This is a genomic window from Pseudomonas putida NBRC 14164 (assembly GCF_000412675.1).
Lineage (GTDB): Bacteria > Pseudomonadota > Gammaproteobacteria > Pseudomonadales > Pseudomonadaceae > Aquipseudomonas > Aquipseudomonas putida.
On the sequence record NC_021505.1, the window covers coordinates 1,345,388 to 1,360,875 of the forward strand.

The 15,488-nt window shown below is 61.2% G+C and carries 16 protein-coding genes and 1 tRNA gene; 9 read left to right on the forward strand and 8 right to left on the reverse strand.

Features of this window, described 5'->3' with window-relative positions; all coding sequences use genetic code 11:
- Positions 1-35: 35 nt before the first annotated feature.
- A complete protein-coding gene (locus PP4_RS05965; protein ID WP_016498333.1) occupies positions 36-1,388 on the reverse strand; it encodes an APC family permease in 1,353 nt (450 codons plus the stop codon).
- Positions 1,389-1,824: 436 nt separating this feature from the next.
- Between PP4_RS05965 and PP4_RS05970 the strand changes: the two genes are divergently transcribed.
- Together PP4_RS05970 and nadA are read left to right on the forward strand one after the other, a co-directional pair.
- Positions 1,825-3,333 carry a YdgA family protein gene (locus PP4_RS05970; protein WP_016498334.1) on the forward strand — a complete coding sequence of 503 codons (1,509 nt, stop codon included), beginning with the start codon at positions 1,825-1,827 and terminating at the stop codon, positions 3,331-3,333.
- Between the two features lie 235 nt (positions 3,334-3,568).
- Positions 3,569-4,627 (forward strand): quinolinate synthase NadA, encoded by a 1,059-nt coding sequence (nadA, locus tag PP4_RS05975; RefSeq protein WP_016498335.1) that lies wholly within the window; start codon positions 3,569-3,571, stop codon positions 4,625-4,627.
- A 31-nt stretch (positions 4,628-4,658) separates the two neighbouring features.
- On the opposite strand, the gene PP4_RS05980 is transcribed toward nadA, so the two are convergent.
- Positions 4,659-6,095 carry a M48 family metalloprotease gene (locus tag PP4_RS05980; protein ID WP_016498336.1) on the reverse strand — a complete coding sequence of 479 codons (1,437 nt, stop codon included), beginning with the start codon at positions 6,093-6,095 and terminating at the stop codon, positions 4,659-4,661.
- Positions 6,096-6,217: 122 nt separating this feature from the next.
- On the opposite strand from PP4_RS05980, the gene PP4_RS05985 reads away from it, so the two are divergent.
- Positions 6,218-6,457, forward strand: a complete 240-nt coding sequence (locus tag PP4_RS05985; RefSeq protein WP_016498337.1) for a sulfurtransferase TusA family protein — start codon at positions 6,218-6,220, stop codon at positions 6,455-6,457.
- Between the two features lie 20 nt (positions 6,458-6,477).
- A complete protein-coding gene (locus PP4_RS05990) occupies positions 6,478-7,548 on the forward strand; it encodes an AI-2E family transporter (protein ID WP_016498338.1) in 1,071 nt (356 codons plus the stop codon).
- An 88-nt stretch (positions 7,549-7,636) separates the two neighbouring features.
- On the opposite strand, the gene PP4_RS05995 is transcribed toward PP4_RS05990, so the two are convergent.
- The 3 genes from PP4_RS05995 to PP4_RS06005 all read right to left on the reverse strand — a co-directional run bounded on the left by PP4_RS05995 (position 7,637) and on the right by PP4_RS06005 (position 9,985).
- A complete protein-coding gene (locus tag PP4_RS05995; RefSeq protein WP_016497900.1) occupies positions 7,637-8,632 on the reverse strand; it encodes an IS110 family RNA-guided transposase in 996 nt (331 codons plus the stop codon).
- Positions 8,633-8,936: 304 nt separating this feature from the next.
- Entirely contained in the window at positions 8,937-9,410 is a 474-nt protein-coding gene (locus PP4_RS06000; protein ID WP_016498339.1) for a peroxiredoxin, read from the reverse strand.
- A gap of 11 nt (positions 9,411-9,421) precedes the next feature.
- Complete coding sequence (locus tag PP4_RS06005; protein ID WP_016488638.1) at positions 9,422-9,985, reverse strand: glycine cleavage system protein R; 564 nt, start codon at positions 9,983-9,985, stop codon at positions 9,422-9,424.
- Positions 9,986-10,244: 259 nt separating this feature from the next.
- Between PP4_RS06005 and dapA the strand changes: the two genes are divergently transcribed.
- From dapA to PP4_RS06030, 5 genes are all read left to right on the forward strand, one after another.
- Positions 10,245-11,132, forward strand: a complete 888-nt coding sequence (dapA, locus tag PP4_RS06010; RefSeq protein WP_016498340.1) for a 4-hydroxy-tetrahydrodipicolinate synthase — start codon at positions 10,245-10,247, stop codon at positions 11,130-11,132.
- Between the two features lie 15 nt (positions 11,133-11,147).
- Positions 11,148-12,269 carry an outer membrane protein assembly factor BamC gene (gene bamC / locus PP4_RS06015; protein WP_016498341.1) on the forward strand — a complete coding sequence of 374 codons (1,122 nt, stop codon included), beginning with the start codon at positions 11,148-11,150 and terminating at the stop codon, positions 12,267-12,269.
- Positions 12,270-13,028, forward strand: coding sequence for an MBL fold metallo-hydrolase (locus tag PP4_RS06020; RefSeq protein WP_016488635.1), 759 nt, complete (start codon positions 12,270-12,272; stop codon positions 13,026-13,028).
- A gap of 30 nt (positions 13,029-13,058) precedes the next feature.
- The gene (gene purC / locus PP4_RS06025) at positions 13,059-13,769 is read left to right on the forward strand and encodes a phosphoribosylaminoimidazolesuccinocarboxamide synthase (protein WP_016498342.1); all 711 of its coding nucleotides are present in this window, start codon (positions 13,059-13,061) and stop codon (positions 13,767-13,769) included.
- Between the two features lie 91 nt (positions 13,770-13,860).
- Positions 13,861-13,950 (forward strand) — tRNA-Ser (locus PP4_RS06030).
- A gap of 99 nt (positions 13,951-14,049) precedes the next feature.
- On the opposite strand, the gene PP4_RS06035 is transcribed toward PP4_RS06030, so the two are convergent.
- The 3 genes from PP4_RS06035 to PP4_RS06045 form a co-directional block, all read right to left on the reverse strand.
- Positions 14,050-14,400: an addiction module antidote protein gene (locus tag PP4_RS06035; RefSeq protein WP_016498343.1), complete on the reverse strand. Its 351-nt coding sequence runs from the start codon at positions 14,398-14,400 to the stop codon at positions 14,050-14,052.
- A gap of 359 nt (positions 14,401-14,759) precedes the next feature.
- A complete protein-coding gene (locus PP4_RS06040; RefSeq protein WP_016498344.1) occupies positions 14,760-15,032 on the reverse strand; it encodes a DUF3077 domain-containing protein in 273 nt (90 codons plus the stop codon).
- Between the two features lie 136 nt (positions 15,033-15,168).
- The gene (locus PP4_RS06045) at positions 15,169-15,432 is read right to left on the reverse strand and encodes a hypothetical protein (RefSeq protein ID WP_016498345.1); all 264 of its coding nucleotides are present in this window, start codon (positions 15,430-15,432) and stop codon (positions 15,169-15,171) included.
- Positions 15,433-15,488 lie beyond the last annotated feature (56 nt).

Below are 15,488 nucleotides of genomic sequence, written 5' to 3' on the forward strand. Positions count from 1 at the left end.
CCGCGGTCAGGCGCGGGCGTTGTTGGCAGCGTGGGTCATTCGGCAACGTAGTTGGGCGGTGCCGACCGGAAGGCTTTGGTCAGCCAACCCAGGTAGATCAATCCGACCGCCGCCCAGATGCCGCCGAACATCAGCGAATGCGCGTTCAGGTCCAGCCACAGCGAGACGATGATGCAGAAACCTATGGTCGGCAGCACCAGGTACTTCAGCTGGTTGGCCAGGCCCCGGCGGTTGCCTTCGCGCAGGTAGCAGTGGTTGATCACGGACAGGTTGACGAAGCTGAACGCAACCAGCGCACCGAAGTTGATGATGGAGGTGGCGGTGACCAGGTCGAAGAAGATCGCCGACAGCGCAACCAGCCCCACCACGGCAATGTTCAGCACCGGCGTCTTGTAGCGCGAGTGCAGGCGGGCAAAGAGGCTGGCCGGGATCACGTTGTCGCGGCCCATCACGTACAGCAGGCGCGACACGCTGGTCTGGGAGGCCAGGCCCGACGCAATGGTGTTGATCACCGTGCAGGCGATGAAAATCGACTGGAACAGCTTGCCGCCAACGTACAGGGCGATTTCCGGCAGGGCCGCTTCCTGGTCGTGGAAGCGCGCCATGGTCGGGAAGTAGGCCTGGATGAAATACGACACGGTGATGAACACCACGCCACCGATCAGCGCGGTGAGGAAGATCGCCCGCGGGATGGTCTTGGCCGGGTCGCGGGTTTCTTCGGACAGGCAGGTGACCGCGTCGAAGCCCAGGAACGAGAAACACAGGATGGTCGCACCGGCAGCCAATGCACTCAGGTGCGTCTGGTTGTCGGCGAACGGCAGCAGGCTCCAGGTGGTGCCCAGCCCTTCACCCTGGCCCAGGCCGCGCACGCACAGGTAGATGAACACGGCGATGATCGCCACCTGCACGCCCACGAACAGCAGGTTGAAGTGCGCCACCAGGTTTACGCTGCGCATGTTGATCAGGCTGATCAGGCTGACGAAGCCGACCACCCATATCCACTCCGGTACTTCGGGGAACATGGCCGAGAGGTACAACTTGGCCAGCAGCGCGTTGACCATTGGCAGCAGCAGGTAATCCAGCAGCGACGACCAGCCGACCAGGAAGCCCACATGCGGGTTGATCGCGCGTTGGGTGTAGGTGTACGCCGAGCCCGACTGCGGGAAGCGCTTTACCAGGGTGCCGTAGCTCACGGCGGTGAACAGGATGCCCGCCAGCGCCAGGATGTAGGCGCTGGGCACATGGCCGGCGGTGATCCCGCTGACGATGCCGAAGGTGTCGAACACGGTCATCGGGGTCAGGTAGGCCAGGCCGATGATGATCACGTGCCAGAGGCGCAGGGTTTTGCGGAGTTGGCCGTTGCCGGAAGCGCTGTGATCAGGCTGCATGCTGGCATGGCTCCTGGGCGTAAACGGCGGGCACGGTGTATTGCGCATGCGGCAAGGGCGAGCGGGTGGGCTCCATGTTGTTCACCTTTTTTGTAGGAGCGGCGGAAGGCGCGGGGGGGGGACGCGCTAAGTGGTGAAAATAAAAAACGATGGGTAGGTTGGTGTCAAGTTAAACATGACAAGATGTTACCAAATTGAAATATTTATCGATTTATAAGGGGTTTTGTTCGGTTTTTGCGCGGTTTTTTGCGGTTTTGATCAATTCGAATGTTCGTAAAAATTAACGAGTGATGCTCCCTTTGAGGGGGCTCAGACGCCTCTGAAAAATGTGTTTTCTCTTTTCCGATCGGCCATCGTGTTCTGTCGCAGTGGTACTCTTCGCCTCCTGCGTGGCCTTTGTCGCCCAAGAAGCCCTTACGGACAATCGGTTCTATTCATGAAGAAATCAGTTGGCATCCTTTCCGGCCTGGCGATTGCCATTGCCGTCGCATCCACCACTGGTGCCTGGTACACCGGCAAGCAGTTACCTGCCGAGCTGGACAATGCCCTTGTCCGCAGCAATGCCGAGCTCAAGAAGGCCCTGGTGACCACCGGCGGCAGCATGAGCATCGAGCGGGTGTCGCTGGAGCAGCATTTCTTCAGCAGTACCGCCCAGTACCGGCTCAAGGCCCGCGATATCAACGTGGGTGAAGGCGAGGTAGTGAGTTTCGACGTGGGCGTGACCGACCAGATCGAGCACGGGCCGTTTCCCTGGTCGCGGGTAAAGGCGTTGAAGCTGATGCCGGTGATGGCGGTCAGCAACAGCACCTTGCAGAAGGACGATGCCACCGCAGCGTGGTTCGCCGCTGCAGGCGAGCAGGCCCCGGTCAGCGCACAGACCAGCCTGGGTTACGGCGGCAGTGTGGTCAGCCAGGTCCGGCTGGCGCCGGTCAAGCTCGACGAGGCTGACGGCAACAGCCTCGACTTCTCTGGCATGCAGCTGGAAGTCAGTGGCGACAAGGAAGGCAAGGCGTCGAAGTTCCACGGCCAGGCCGACCGTTTCGTGATGAAACTTGTGCGCGATGACCAGCCGCCGGCCACGTTCGAACTCAAAGGCCTGAAGGTTGATGGCAACCTTCAGGCCACCGCGCACGACGCCATCTATGTGGGCAATGTCGACCTGGCGCTGGCCGAAACCAAGGTCACCCTGGGGCCGAAGCAGCAAGTGCTGCTGATCAACGGCCTGGAGCAGAATGTCCTGCAAACCCTGGACGGCCCGGATGCCGTGGGTGGTCGCGTGGAGTACAAGGTCGGCGACATCACCTGGGATGGCCGCGCGGTGGGCAAGGCGCACATGCTGGTGAGTGTCAATTCGGTCAACGCACCGGCATTGCAGGCATTGTCGAAGTGGTACCAGGCGCACCTGCCGGAGTTCGAGGCGGCCGCTGCAGCCGGTCAGCCTGTGCCGCAGATCCAGATGGATGACGCAGAGAAGGCCCGGTTCCAGGGTGATCTGCGGCAACTGCTGGCCGCCAAGCCCAAGGTGGCGATAGAAAACCTGTCGTTCAAGACCGCCAATGGCGAGAGCCGTTTCAACCTGTCGATGAACTTCGCCGCCCCGGCCAGTTTCGACTTGCCGCCGGACCAGTTGAGCAAGCAACTGATCACCGAGGTGAAGAGCAAGCTGTCGCTGTCCAAACCGATGATGGGTGACCTGGCGACCTTGCAGGCGCTGCTGGACGGCCAGACCGACGCCCAGGCGATTGCCATGCAGTCGAGCCAGGCGGGGGAGATGGTCGGCATGATGGCGCTGCAGAGTGGCCTGGCCACCGTTGAAGGCAACGATGTGGTGAGCAGCCTGCACTATGCCGATGGCATGGTCGATTTCAACGGCAAGAAGATGACAGTGGAAGAGTTCGCCATGCTCATGGCAGCGCACCTGGCAGCACTGTCGCCGCAGGGTTGATTGATTGAACCTGTACCGGCCTTTTCGCGGGCATGCCCGCGAAGAGGCCAGCACAGGCAACACAAAAACCACTTTAGTAATCGCTGGATTATCTGTAGCCTTCGGCCTCCGATAATAATCCGCGCCCGCAGAGGGCCGTGGCGGCCTGCGTACCGTCCGGCACCCTTAGCCGATCTGCCAGGGCCGGGTGATACACTCGATTTGACGCGCACGCGCGCCTGCAGGTCCAGCGATCATGACCCAGATTTCCGAACGCCTGTTGGTTCAGGCCCACCTCGACGCCAAGCAGCCCAACCCGCTGACAGCCGAGCAGGAGGCCGAATACCGTGCGGCCATCGCTGCCGAGCTCAAGGCTCAGAATGCCGTGCTGGTTGCCCACTATTACTGCGACCCGGTCATCCAGGCCCTGGCTGAGGAAACCGGCGGCTGCGTGTCCGACTCGCTGGAAATGGCCCGCTTCGGCAAGAATCACCCGGCCGAAACGGTGATCGTGGCCGGTGTGCGCTTCATGGGCGAGACCGCGAAAATCCTCACCCCGGAAAAGCGCGTGCTGATGCCAACCCTGGAGGCCACCTGCTCGCTTGACCTGGGCTGCCCGGTAGAAGAGTTCTCAGCCTTCTGCGACCAGCACCCTGAGCGCACTGTGGTGGTGTACGCCAACACTTCCGCTGCCGTGAAGGCCCGTGCCGACTGGGTGGTGACTTCAAGCTGCGCGCTGGAAATCGTCGAAAGCCTGATGGATAACGGCGAAACCATCATCTGGGGCCCGGACCAGCACCTGGGCCGTTACATCCAGAAGCAAACCGGTGCCGACATGCTGCTGTGGGACGGTGCCTGCATCGTTCACGAAGAGTTCAAGTCGCGCCAGCTGGCCGATATGAAGGCGCTGTACCCGGACGCAGCGATCCTGGTGCACCCTGAATCGCCAGAAGCGGTGATCGAGTTGGCCGATGCGGTGGGCTCCACCAGCCAGTTGATCAAGGCGGCGCAGACCCTGCCGAACAAGACCTTCATCGTCGCCACCGACCGCGGCATCTTCTACAAGATGCAGCAGCTGTGCCCGGACAAGGAATTCGTCGAAGCCCCCACCGCCGGCAACGGCGCGGCATGCCGCAGCTGTGCACATTGCCCGTGGATGGCGATGAACACCCTGGAGCGGGTGCTGGATTGCCTGCGTAATGGCAGCAACGAGATTTTTGTCGACCCGGCGCTGGTGCCCAAGGCGATCAGGCCGCTGAACCGCATGCTGGACTTCACCCAGGCGGCGCGCCTGAAGCTTTCCGGTAACGCCTGAAAATGCTGGGGCGCAAAGCGCCCCCAGATTCTCAGCGCCCCATCATTTCCCGAACCATACGCTGCTGCTCCAGGATCTCGCGCTGGCGCTGGTCGATCTGCGACGCCAGCGGGAAGTTGCCGCCCGCCCGGCGCTTGGCGTAATCCAGCTGCTGGATCGCCTGGTCAAAGTCCCCTACCAACGTGAAGAACTCGGCTCGAGCCCGGTGCAAGCCAATGGTATTGCCCGACAAACCCCGCACTTCAGCCATGTCGTACCAGACGTCCGGGTCATCCGGCCGGCTCTTGATCAGCTCGTTCAATATCTTCTCCGCCTCGGTCGGCTTGCTCTGCTTCACCAGCAGATCGGCACGCACCTGTTTAAGCGGGTAGTTGCCCGGGTACAGCCCCTGCATCCGCTCGGCCCGCTGCTGCGCGTCGGCCAGGCGGTTGTTGGTGATGTCCAGGTCGATCTGCGCCAGGTTGTAGGTGATGTCGTTGGGGGCCTTGGCCAGCAACGGCTTCAGGTTTTCGCGCGCTTCGTTCAGCTGGCCGCCCTTGATTTGCGCCAGGGCCAGGCCATAGCGTGCAGCGTCAAGTTTCGGGTCTTCGTCGAGTTGGGAGCGGAAGCGCTTGGCTGCCAGGCCGGGTGTTTCTTCATAGGTCAGGGCCACGCGCGCGCGAATCAGCTGATAGCGCTGGCTGTCCTCGACACCGCCCTTGGGCGCCTGTTCGGCACGGTTGCGGGTGTCAGCGATACGCGATTCGGTCACCGGGTGAGTCAGCAGAAATTCCGGCGGCTTGGCGCCGTAGCGGTACTGCTGCGCAAGGCGTTCGAACATGGTGGGCATGTTGCGCGGGTCGTAACCGGCCTTTTCAAGGTTCTGGATGCCGATGCGGTCGGCTTCCTGTTCGTTCTGCCGCGAGAAACGCCGCTGTTCCTGGATTGCCGCCGCCTGGGTGCCGGCAATCATGCCGATACCCGCATCGCCAGCGCCACCGGCAGCCAGCACGATACCCGCGAGCAAAGCCGCCATCATCGGCAGTTGCATGCGTTGCTGGGCTTCGACGCCGCGGGCGAAGTGGCGTTGCGACAAGTGCGCCAGTTCGTGCGCCAGCACCGAGGCGTATTCGCCTTCGGTGCGGGCATTGAGGAACAGGCCGCCGTTGACCCCGACGATGCCGCCGGGGGCCGCGAAGGCGTTGAGTTCACGGCTGTCGATCAGGATGAATTCCAGGCGCCGGTCCTGCAGCTGGCTGGTTTCGGCCAGGCGGTACACGGTAGTCTCGACGTAGTCCTTGAGCTGCGGGTCGTTCAACTGGTTGACCTGGCCACGCAGCAGGCTCAGCCAGGCACGGCCCAGTTGATGCTCCTGTTGCGGCGAGACGATCGCAGAGCTGGCGTCACCCAGTGATGGCAGGTCGTCAGCATGGCCGGGAAGGGCCATCAGGCAGGCCAGCGTCAGCAGGGTAGGGCGCAGTAGATTCATGCACGAAGCTCGCGTCGGTCAAAGATACCTACTGTAGCGGGCTCACACGTTGGCGACCAGTGGCGCTATCCTAGCCGACCCTGTGAAGCAGCAACCCGGCAATGCCTTAGGAGAGCCCCGCGATGAGTGACACCCTGACCTGCGACGCCGAACTGGATGCCAGCGGGCTGAATTGCCCTTTGCCGCTGCTCAAGGCCAAGATGGAGCTCAATCGCCTGGCCAGCGGCGCCGTGCTGAAGGTGATCGCCACCGACGCAGGTTCGCAGCGCGACTTCCGCACTTTCGCCAAGCTGGCCGGTCATACTCTGCTGCAGGAAACGGCTGAGGCCGGCACCTATACCTACTGGCTGCGCAAGGCCTGAGTCTTTTCCAAGGATCGTCAATGTTCAAAGTGCTTCGCGACTGGATGCACCGCTACTTCTCCGATGAAGAAGCGGTAGTGCTGGCGGTGCTGCTGTTCCTGGCTTTTACCGCTGTGCTCACCCTGGGCGGCATGCTCGCGCCGGTGCTGGCGGGCATGGTGCTGGCGTTCCTGATGCAGGGGCTGGTCAATGCCCTGGAGCGGCTGCGGGTACCGACCCGGCTGGCAGTGATGCTGGTCTTTGCCCTGTTCATGGGGGCGCTGGCGGTGTTCATGCTGGTGCTGGTGCCGTTGCTGTGGCACCAGCTGATTACCCTGTTCAACGAGCTGCCGGGCATGCTCGGCAAGTGGCAGTCGTTGCTGTTGCTGTTGCCCGAGCGCTACCCGCACCTGGTGTCGGACGAGCAGGTGCTGCACGCCATTGAGTCGGTGCGCGGGGAAATCGGCAAGTTCGGGCAGTGGGCGTTGACCTTTTCGCTGTCGAGCCTGCCGTTGCTGGTCAACGCCATGATCTACCTGGTGCTGGTGCCGATTCTGGTGTTCTTCTTCCTCAAGGACCGAGAACTGATCGGCCGTTGGGTCAGTGGCTACCTGCCCACCCAGCGCGCCTTGCTGAACCGGGTGGGCAGCGAGATGAACCGGCAGATTGCCAACTACATTCGCGGCAAGGGCATTGAAATCCTGATCTGCGGCATTGCCACCTACATCGCCTTCATCAGCCTGGGGCTCAATTACGCCGCGCTGCTGGCGCTACTGGTGGGGCTGTCGGTGGTGGTGCCGTATGTTGGCGCGGTGGTGGTGACGGTGCCGGTGACACTGATTGCGCTGTTCCAGTGGGGCTGGGGCGACCAGTTCATCTACCTGATGACGGTGTACGCGATCATTCAGGCGCTGGATGGCAACGTGCTGGTACCGCTGCTGTTCTCCGAGGCCGTGAGCCTGCACCCGGTGGCGATCATTTGCGCGGTATTGCTGTTTGGCGGGTTGTGGGGGTTCTGGGGGATCTTCTTCGCCATCCCGCTGGCGACGCTGATCAAGGCCGTGCTGGATGCCTGGCCGCGCCGGGAGCCTAGCGTATCGCCGCTGCTTTGATGCAACTGGGGCCGCTTTGCGGCCCATTCGCAGCGCAAGGCTGCTCTTGTAAAGTCATGCGCAGCCCCTGTAGATACTCTGTTGGCGGTCAAGCTTTTCTAAGGTGTTCAGAGCTGAAAAGCTTGGCCGTATCAAATGGTTCATCGCCGCGCATGCATGCCCATATGCCCGTCAGGTACTTGCGCATGACAGCGGCGATCGCTTGCATTTTTTTCTTCCCCCTGCTGACCAGCGATTCATAAAAGGCCTTCGCGTAAGGATCGCAGCGCACCGCCGTCAACGCAGGCATGTACATGGCTGCCCGTAAATAGGCATTCCCGCTTTTGCCGAGCCGACCAGGTTTATCAATGCTTGTCCCCGACTGTGTCTGTCGAACATCTAGACCAGCATGACGAGCGACCTGAGAGGACTTGAGCATTTGAGGAAGGGTGGTCAGCTCAGCCAAGGCAGCAAGTGCCGAGACTTCTCCCATTCCCGGGCCCGCTAGTAACTGCTTGTACTGCCGGTTAAGCGTCGGACACTGAGCGATCAACTCACGTCCGGCCTTGCGGAAACGCTCAATGCGATTGTCCAAAGTGGCAATCGCTTCCTCTTGATCTTCGATCAGCATCGACACGGTCGTAGCGGTCGCCTGCAATGCATGCAGTTCATTCTTCGCCCTGGTGCGGTGCCCGACCAGACGATTGATGTGCCGGCCAAGAGCCCTCAGCTCAAGCTGTACGGAGCTTGGCGGTGTCCACAAGCGCGGTGTCATACGTTCACCGTACTCGGACAGCAACTGAGCATCTATCGAGTCAGTTTTACTGTTCACCAGCATCAGCTTGGCGAAATTATGGAAGCTCTTGGGGTTGATCACCGAAACAGGAAGGTCGGCAGCATGCAGCTCAAGGGCCAGGTCCAGGTAATAGATTCCGGTCGCCTCCATCACGATCGACTTGGGCTTGAGCGCCTGCAGCTTTTTCACCGCTGCCTTACGACCCGCAGGGGTCTGAGCGATATCCCACTGTCCAGCGGGACGCCCATCTTTACGCACCCCAACGATCGACGTACGAGAACCAATATCCAGGCCCACACAGACATTCATTCTTCCCACTCCCAAGCGAGTTAGGTAACAATGGCCTCCGGTTCCCCGACCTCGAACTTCATGCCGCTGCAACCTTGTAATGCGAAGTCCGACTTGTCGGCTTCTCGATACTCTTCGTAGTGGGCAATGAGGCGGGGGGCCTCTCTACAGACAAGGTCAGGGGCAAACCCTGCCTTCAGGAGCGATCGGCCTCCCCGGAAGTGCTTCTATAGCCTGACGAGAATAACCTCTCTCATCAGGCTAGGCACAACATACAAGGAGCAGCCTTGTGCTGCGAAAGGGCTGCAAAGCAGCCCCATCAATTTCAAGCCTTGTCCAAGGCCTGGGCAGCAGCCAGCACGGCATCCACATGCCCAGGCACCTTAACCCCGCGCCATTCCTGGCGCAGCACACCGTCCTTGTCGATCAGGAAGGTGCTGCGGTCAACGCCCATGTATTCCTTGCCGTACAGCTTCTTCAGCTTGATCACGTCGAACAGCTGGCACAGGGCCTCGTCCTTGTCGCTGATCAGCTCGAACGGGAAGCCTTGCTTGGCCTTGAAGTTCTCGTGCGACTTGATGCCATCGCGCGATACCCCGAACACCACGGTGTTGGCTGCGGCAAAGGCGTCGTGCTGGTCACGGAACCCCTGGCCTTCGGTGGTGCAGCCCGGCGTGCTGTCCTTCGGGTAGAAGTACATCACCACTTGCTGGCCTTTGAGCTCGGCCAGGCTGACGGTTTGCCCGCTGGTGGCCTGGGCCTGGAAGTCGGCAACGGGTTGGTCGAGTGCTACAGCCATGGTCGGTTTCCTTACATTGGGTTCTGTGGACGCCAAGGCTCGATCAGCGCATCGAGGTTGAGGGCGTCGGCAAAGTCCAGGAACTGGTCACGTAGCCAGCTGATCTGGGTGCCGGCCGGCAAGATCACCGTGAATTGGGCGTTGAGCATGCTGCTGCCGGTCTGCGGCGCCAGGTAGGTGTCGCAGGTCATGGCTTCAAGCTCGACGCGGTGATCGAGGAAGAACTGGCACAGCTCGTTGATGATGTCCGGGCGGTAGGCGGCACTGACATAAGCCACGTACGGCAGGGCCTGCGGGCGCACTTCCTGGTCGGCGCTGCGCACCACGTCCAGGGTCAGGCCGTGCTTCTTGCCCAGGCCCGGCAGGGTGGATTCGAGGCGCGCCAGGGCGTCCCAGCTGCCGCCTACCTGCAGCACCAGGGCGCTGGTCTCGCCATGGCGGCTCAGGCGCGAGGTGACCACCGCGCAGCGGTTTTCGAAGGCGGCGCGGCTGAGGACGTTGGCCAGCTCCATGGGATTCGGTCCCAGGGCACTGATGACAAGGAATTGTTCGCGGACAGTGGTGGGGGTGGACATGCAGCATTCCTAAAGCGATGAGCGGTCGGTGCAGGACGGTCAAAAGCCTCCTGTCGGCAGGGCCCGGGGCTCGCATGCGAGGTCTTGGACGCTGGCGGGGAGCAAGGTCGACGGCCCGGCGGGCCGCGCTGCACCGATCAAAGGGTCAAGGGTAGCGAAATAAGGCGCCGAGGGGAATGCTCCGCCCGCCTGCTTCGCTTGTGCAAGGTCGATGCCCCCAGTACCATTACCGCTCTCTTTTTCCGGCAGGAGCAGTTACATGATTGCGGGCAGTATGGTGGCATTGGTCACACCCATGGATGCACAAGGGCGTGTTGACTGGGGCAGCCTCGACAAACTTGTAGACTTCCACCTGGAAAACGGCACCCATGCGATCGTCGCCGTCGGCACCACCGGTGAGTCCGCCACGCTGGATGTCGAAGAGCACATCCTGGTCATCAAGCACGTGGTCGAGCGCGTCAAGCGCAGCAGCCGCAGCGTACCGGTCATCGCTGGCACCGGCGCCAACTCCACTGCCGAAGCCGTGCACCTGACCCAGAACGCCAAGAGCGCCGGTGCCGACGCCTGCCTGCTGGTGGTGCCGTACTACAACAAGCCGACGCAAGAAGGCCTGTACCAGCACTTCAAGCACATTGCCGAAGCCGTCGACATTCCGCAGATCCTCTACAACGTACCCGGCCGCACCTCCTGCGACATGCAGGCCGAGACCGTGATCCGCCTGTCGACCGTGCCGAACATCATCGGCATCAAGGAAGCCACCGGCGACCTGGTCCGCGCCAAGGCCATCCTCGATGGCGTCAGCAAGGACTTCATCGTTCTGTCCGGCGATGACCCGACTGCCGTCGAGCTGATCCTGATGGGCGGCAAGGGCAACATCTCTGTTACTGCCAACGTCGCCCCGCGCGAAATGGCCGATCTGTGCGAGGCCGCCCTTGCGGGCGATGCCGAGAAGGCCCGCGCGATCAACGAAAAACTCATGCCGCTGCACAAAGACCTCTTCTGCGAAGCCAACCCGATCCCGGTGAAATGGGCGCTCGTCGAAATGGGCTTGATGCAAAAAGGTATTCGCCTGCCACTGACCTGGCTGAGCGAAGGCTGCCACGAAAAAGTCCGTACTGCCTTGCGCCAGTCCGGCGTACTGGTTTAAGAGGAAGTACACCGCATGAAGCGATTGGCTGGTCTTTCCGCCCTTGCCCTGATTATCTCCAGCACCAGTGGGTGTGGCTGGCTGTGGGGCGAGGATGGCTATTTCCGCGACCGCGGCAGCGATTACCTGCAGGCGCACCCGACCGCGCCGATGCAACTGCCGCCGGACGCTAGCAACGTCAAACGCCTTGACCCGCTGCTGCCGATCCCGCGTAACGTCGCTGACGACAACGTCGCTGGCGAGTTCGAAGTGCCGCGCCCGCAGCCGTTGACCGGTGGCGCCGCCCAGGTAACCGACTATAGCCTGCAGCGCAGCGGCAGCAGCCGTTGGGTACTGGCCCAGCATTCGCCTGCCGAGGTGTGGCCAGTGGCCCGCCAGTTCTTCGAGGATAACGGCTTCCGCATTGCTGAAGAGCGCCCGCAGACCGGTGAATTCAACACCACCTGGCAGCGTTTCGACGAACTGTCGGCATCGCTTGGCCAGCGCCTGGCCAGCACCGCCAGCAGCGGTGACAGCGAAGTGCGCGTCCGTGTGCGCATGGAGCCTGGCGTGCAGCGCAACACCTCCGAGGTATACGTGGTCAGCGTCGAGCGCCCGGCCGGCAGCACTGCCGAGCCAGGGTTCCCGTCCACGTCCAGCAACACCGGCGCCGATGCCCTGCTGGTCGACGAAATGCTTGCCAGCATGAACCGCAGCGCCGAGAAAGGCGGTTCGGTGTCGCTGTTGGCCGCGCGCGATTTCGATGCGCCAAGCCGCGTCAGCCTGAGCGAAGACGGCAGCGGCAACCCGGTGCTGTACCTGGGCTCCGACCTGGACCGCGCCTGGTCTGGCGTGGGCCGTGCCCTGGAGCAGGGTGGCGAGTGGCGTGTCGAAGACATCAACCGCAGCCTGGGCCTGTACTACATCAACCTGTCGGAAAAGCCTGACGACAAGCAGAACCAGCCTGGCTTCTTCGGCCGCATGTTCGGCAGCGAGCCGACCAAGGAAGAGCGTGAAGCCCGTGCCGAGCGCTATCAGGTTCGCCTGAGCAAGGTGGGTGAGAGCGTGCAGGTCACGGTCGAGAAAAACATCAACACCGTGGCTCCGGCCGATGTCGCCCGCCGCGTGCTGAGCGCCATTCAGGACCACCTGGGCTAAGTGCGCTTCGCGGTACTCGGAAGCGGCAGCCAAGGGAACGGCACGCTGATCGCCAGTGGTGACACGTTCATCCTGGTCGATTGCGGCTTTTCCCTGCGTGAAACCGAGCGGCGCCTGGCGCTGCTCGGCGTTTCGGCGGCCCAGCTCAGCGCGGTACTGGTCACCCACGAACATGCCGACCACGTGCATGGGGTCGGCTTGCTGTCACGGCGCTACAATGTACCGGTCTACCTCAGCCAAGGGACCTTGCGCGGCATGCGCAAGCCGGTGGAGGTGGCCGGTTTTCTCGCGTGTGGCCAAAGCCTGCGTATCGGCAGCCTGGAAGTGACCGCAGCGCGGGTCGAGCACGACGCCTACGAGCCGCTGCAATACGTGATCAGTGACGGCCAGCGGCGCTTCGGCATGCTGACCGACCTTGGCTCGTACGACGCACTGTTGCTGGAACGTTACCAGGGCCTGGATGCACTGCTGATCGAGGCCAACCACTGCCGCGACCTGCTGGCACGCGGTCACTACCCGGTCTTCCTGAAGCAGCGGGTAGGCGGCATGCAAGGGCATTTGAACAATCACCAGGCCGCGCGCCTGGTGCACGAGTTGGGCTGGAGCAACCTGCAACACCTGGTGCTGGCCCACCTCAGCAGCAAGAACAACCTGCCACACTTGGCCCGCCAGTGCTTCGTCGACACCTTAGGGTGCGACCCGGACTGGCTCCAGGTGGCGAATCAGGAACACGGGCTCGACTGGCGCGAAATCGCCTAGCCCAACACCTCAAGCAAGCGGAGCCCAATCATGGAAAAACGCGACGAACTCTACCGCGGCAAGGCCAAATCGGTTTACAAGACCGACGACGCCGACCGCTTGATCCTGCTGTTCCGTAACGACACTTCGGCGTTCGACGGCAAGCGCATCGAACAACTCGACCGCAAAGGCACGGTGAACAACAAGTTCAACGCCTTCATCATGCAGAAACTGGAAGAAGCCGGCGTGCCGACCCAGTTCGACAAGCTGCTGGGCGACAACGAGTGCCTGGTGAAGAAGCTGGACATGATCCCGGTCGAATGCGTAGTGCGTAACTACGCTGCCGGCAGCCTGGTCAAGCGCCTGGGCGTGGAGGAGGGCATCAAGCTGGAGCCGTCCACCTTCGAACTGTTCCTGAAGAACGACGAGAAGGGCGACCCCTTCATCAACGAATCCCACGTTGTCGCGTTCGGCTGGGGCACCGCCGAGCAGCTGGTCGAAATGAAAAAGCTGTCGCTGAAGGTCAACGAGGTGCTGACCAAGTTGTTCGATGACGCTGGCCTGCTGCTGGTCGACTTCAAGCTGGAGTTCGGCGTATTCCACGGCCAGATCGTGCTGGGCGACGAGTTCAGCCCGGACGGCTGCCGCCTGTGGGACAAAGAAACCCGCAAGAAGATGGACAAGGACCGCTTCCGTCAGGGCCTGGGCGACGTGATCGAAGCCTACGAAGAAGTTGCCAAGCGCCTGGGCGTGCCGCTGTAAGCGGCGCGTTCACGCAAGCGCCTGATACCACGCGATTTTTTTTAAAAAAAGGTTTGCGTTTTAAAAGAACGCTGGTATGATGCGCGGAATTGGAGAGATGCCGGAGTGGTCGAACGGGACGGATTCGAAATCCGTTGTACTGGCAACAGTACCTAGGGTTCAAATCCCTATCTCTCCGCCATACAAGATGAAGCCCCTGAAAGCGAAAGCTTTCAGGGGCTTTTTCGTTGTGCGTCGCTAAATAGTTTGAAGTCAGCAGCCCCAATTGCGCGAGGCGAGCCTATGAGGAAGCGGGGAACTTCTTGAGCGGTCTGACAGTGAGCTCTACACCCAAGGCAAGCATGAGCTTTTGAATAGTAGTGAAACGAGTTTTATCGCCGCCCTTCAACGTTTTGTAAAGCGACTCACGATTCACGCCTGCGTCTTGCGCAAACTGATTCACGCCCTTGGCTTTTGCCACTTCCCCCAAGGCATGCATCAGAGTTTGCGCGTCGTTAGCCTTCATTGCCTCCGCCAGAAAAGCCGCGATGGTTTCGGGACTGTTCAGAAACCGGGAGGCCTCGAAGCGTTTGGTATTGCTCAAATCGAGCTCAAGGATGGGCATGTCTTCGGCGGTGAATGTGTCGCTCATCGTTGTTTACCTCGTATAACATCAAGGATTTGCTTGGCGCGATTAATGGCTATGTGCTGATCCGTTTTTTTGCAGTCCTACTCGGATGTGGTACTTGCCACGAAAAGAGGCACATCGGAGTGATGTCCGCCTGTCATCGTCAGTTTATGAATTGGCGATGACCTGATCAGGCTAGGGCGCAAGCTGGGTGCTGGCAACGGTTGGAGGGGGGTTGGTATGAGCTTCGGAAACGGACTACATAGACGTGGAAGATGTCGCAACCTTGTCGCCAGTCGAGCGCTTTGGAGTCTGTTTGCGGCGAGTCGCGATAGATGAAACCCCTGGATACTCTGCGCTTCCAGAGGCGTCATCGTTGTGCCTTACTTTTTCATCATCCCCAATTCAGCATCATCCAGCAGCGCCTTGGCCATCGCGCTGAGGTAGTGCGAGGCCCAGATCAGTTTATGGTCGCCGTCCATCAGGCCGGTGATGATCAGGTCGCGCACGTAGCCCATCAGTTCGGATGCCTGTTCGCGGGCGTCCTGGCAGGGGATGCCGGGTTCGATGCGGAACAGCGGGTGGGTGTTGTTTTCGCCTTGGTAGAAGCAGGTCTTGCCGACTGTGGTGGGTTCTTGTGTGTTGTCGGTGGGCATTGATTTGTTTCCCTGGGTTCTGGGTTGCCTGGGCTGGCCTCTTCGCGGGTGAACCCGCTCCCACAGGTGCTGTGCAGTGCCTTAGGGCGGAGATAACCCTGTGGGAGCGGCTTTAGCCGCGAAGAGGCCTGGCCTGCTAGTGCAAGTTGTACGGCTCACTGGGTAAGTGCGGCCGCATCTGCAATTGCATCAATGCCGACTCCACCAGGCTCTGTACCTCCTCCATTTCATGGATGACGGCCTGCATCACAATCGAACTGTGGGCAGTAGGCTTGAGTTGCACAGATTGGCGGGCGACGGACAGGGCGCAGAGTACGTACTCTGAGGACTGGACCAGGGTGTCTTGCAGGGCTTGGGTGGAATCGAGGGAGTAGGGTGGATCAGGGACCATCTTGCGCATACACATCTCCAGGATCATTGGAGCTGCCGCAAGCTTGCTGTCAAACAAGAGGGTGG

Coding starts and splice junctions, on each gene's coding strand:
- nadA (WP_016498335.1), top strand. CDS start 3,569: ATGACCCAGATTTCCGAACGCCTGTTGGTTCAGGCCCACCTCGACGCC.
- PP4_RS05995 (WP_016497900.1), bottom strand. CDS start 8,632: ATGAATGTCTGTGTGGGCCTGGATATTGGTTCTCGTACGTCGATCGTT.
- PP4_RS05965 (WP_016498333.1), bottom strand. CDS start 1,388: ATGCAGCCTGATCACAGCGCTTCCGGCAACGGCCAACTCCGCAAAACC.
- bamC (WP_016498341.1), top strand. CDS start 11,148: ATGAAGCGATTGGCTGGTCTTTCCGCCCTTGCCCTGATTATCTCCAGC.
- PP4_RS05980 (WP_016498336.1), bottom strand. CDS start 6,095: ATGAATCTACTGCGCCCTACCCTGCTGACGCTGGCCTGCCTGATGGCC.
- PP4_RS05985 (WP_016498337.1), top strand. CDS start 6,218: ATGAGTGACACCCTGACCTGCGACGCCGAACTGGATGCCAGCGGGCTG.
- PP4_RS05990 (WP_016498338.1), top strand. CDS start 6,478: ATGTTCAAAGTGCTTCGCGACTGGATGCACCGCTACTTCTCCGATGAA.
- PP4_RS06035 (WP_016498343.1), bottom strand. CDS start 14,400: ATGAGCGACACATTCACCGCCGAAGACATGCCCATCCTTGAGCTCGAT.
- dapA (WP_016498340.1), top strand. CDS start 10,245: ATGATTGCGGGCAGTATGGTGGCATTGGTCACACCCATGGATGCACAA.
- purC (WP_016498342.1), top strand. CDS start 13,059: ATGGAAAAACGCGACGAACTCTACCGCGGCAAGGCCAAATCGGTTTAC.
- PP4_RS05970 (WP_016498334.1), top strand. CDS start 1,825: ATGAAGAAATCAGTTGGCATCCTTTCCGGCCTGGCGATTGCCATTGCC.
- PP4_RS06040 (WP_016498344.1), bottom strand. CDS start 15,032: ATGCCCACCGACAACACACAAGAACCCACCACAGTCGGCAAGACCTGC.
- PP4_RS06000 (WP_016498339.1), bottom strand. CDS start 9,410: ATGGCTGTAGCACTCGACCAACCCGTTGCCGACTTCCAGGCCCAGGCC.
- PP4_RS06045 (WP_016498345.1), bottom strand. CDS start 15,432: ATGCGCAAGATGGTCCCTGATCCACCCTACTCCCTCGATTCCACCCAA.
- PP4_RS06005 (WP_016488638.1), bottom strand. CDS start 9,985: ATGTCCACCCCCACCACTGTCCGCGAACAATTCCTTGTCATCAGTGCC.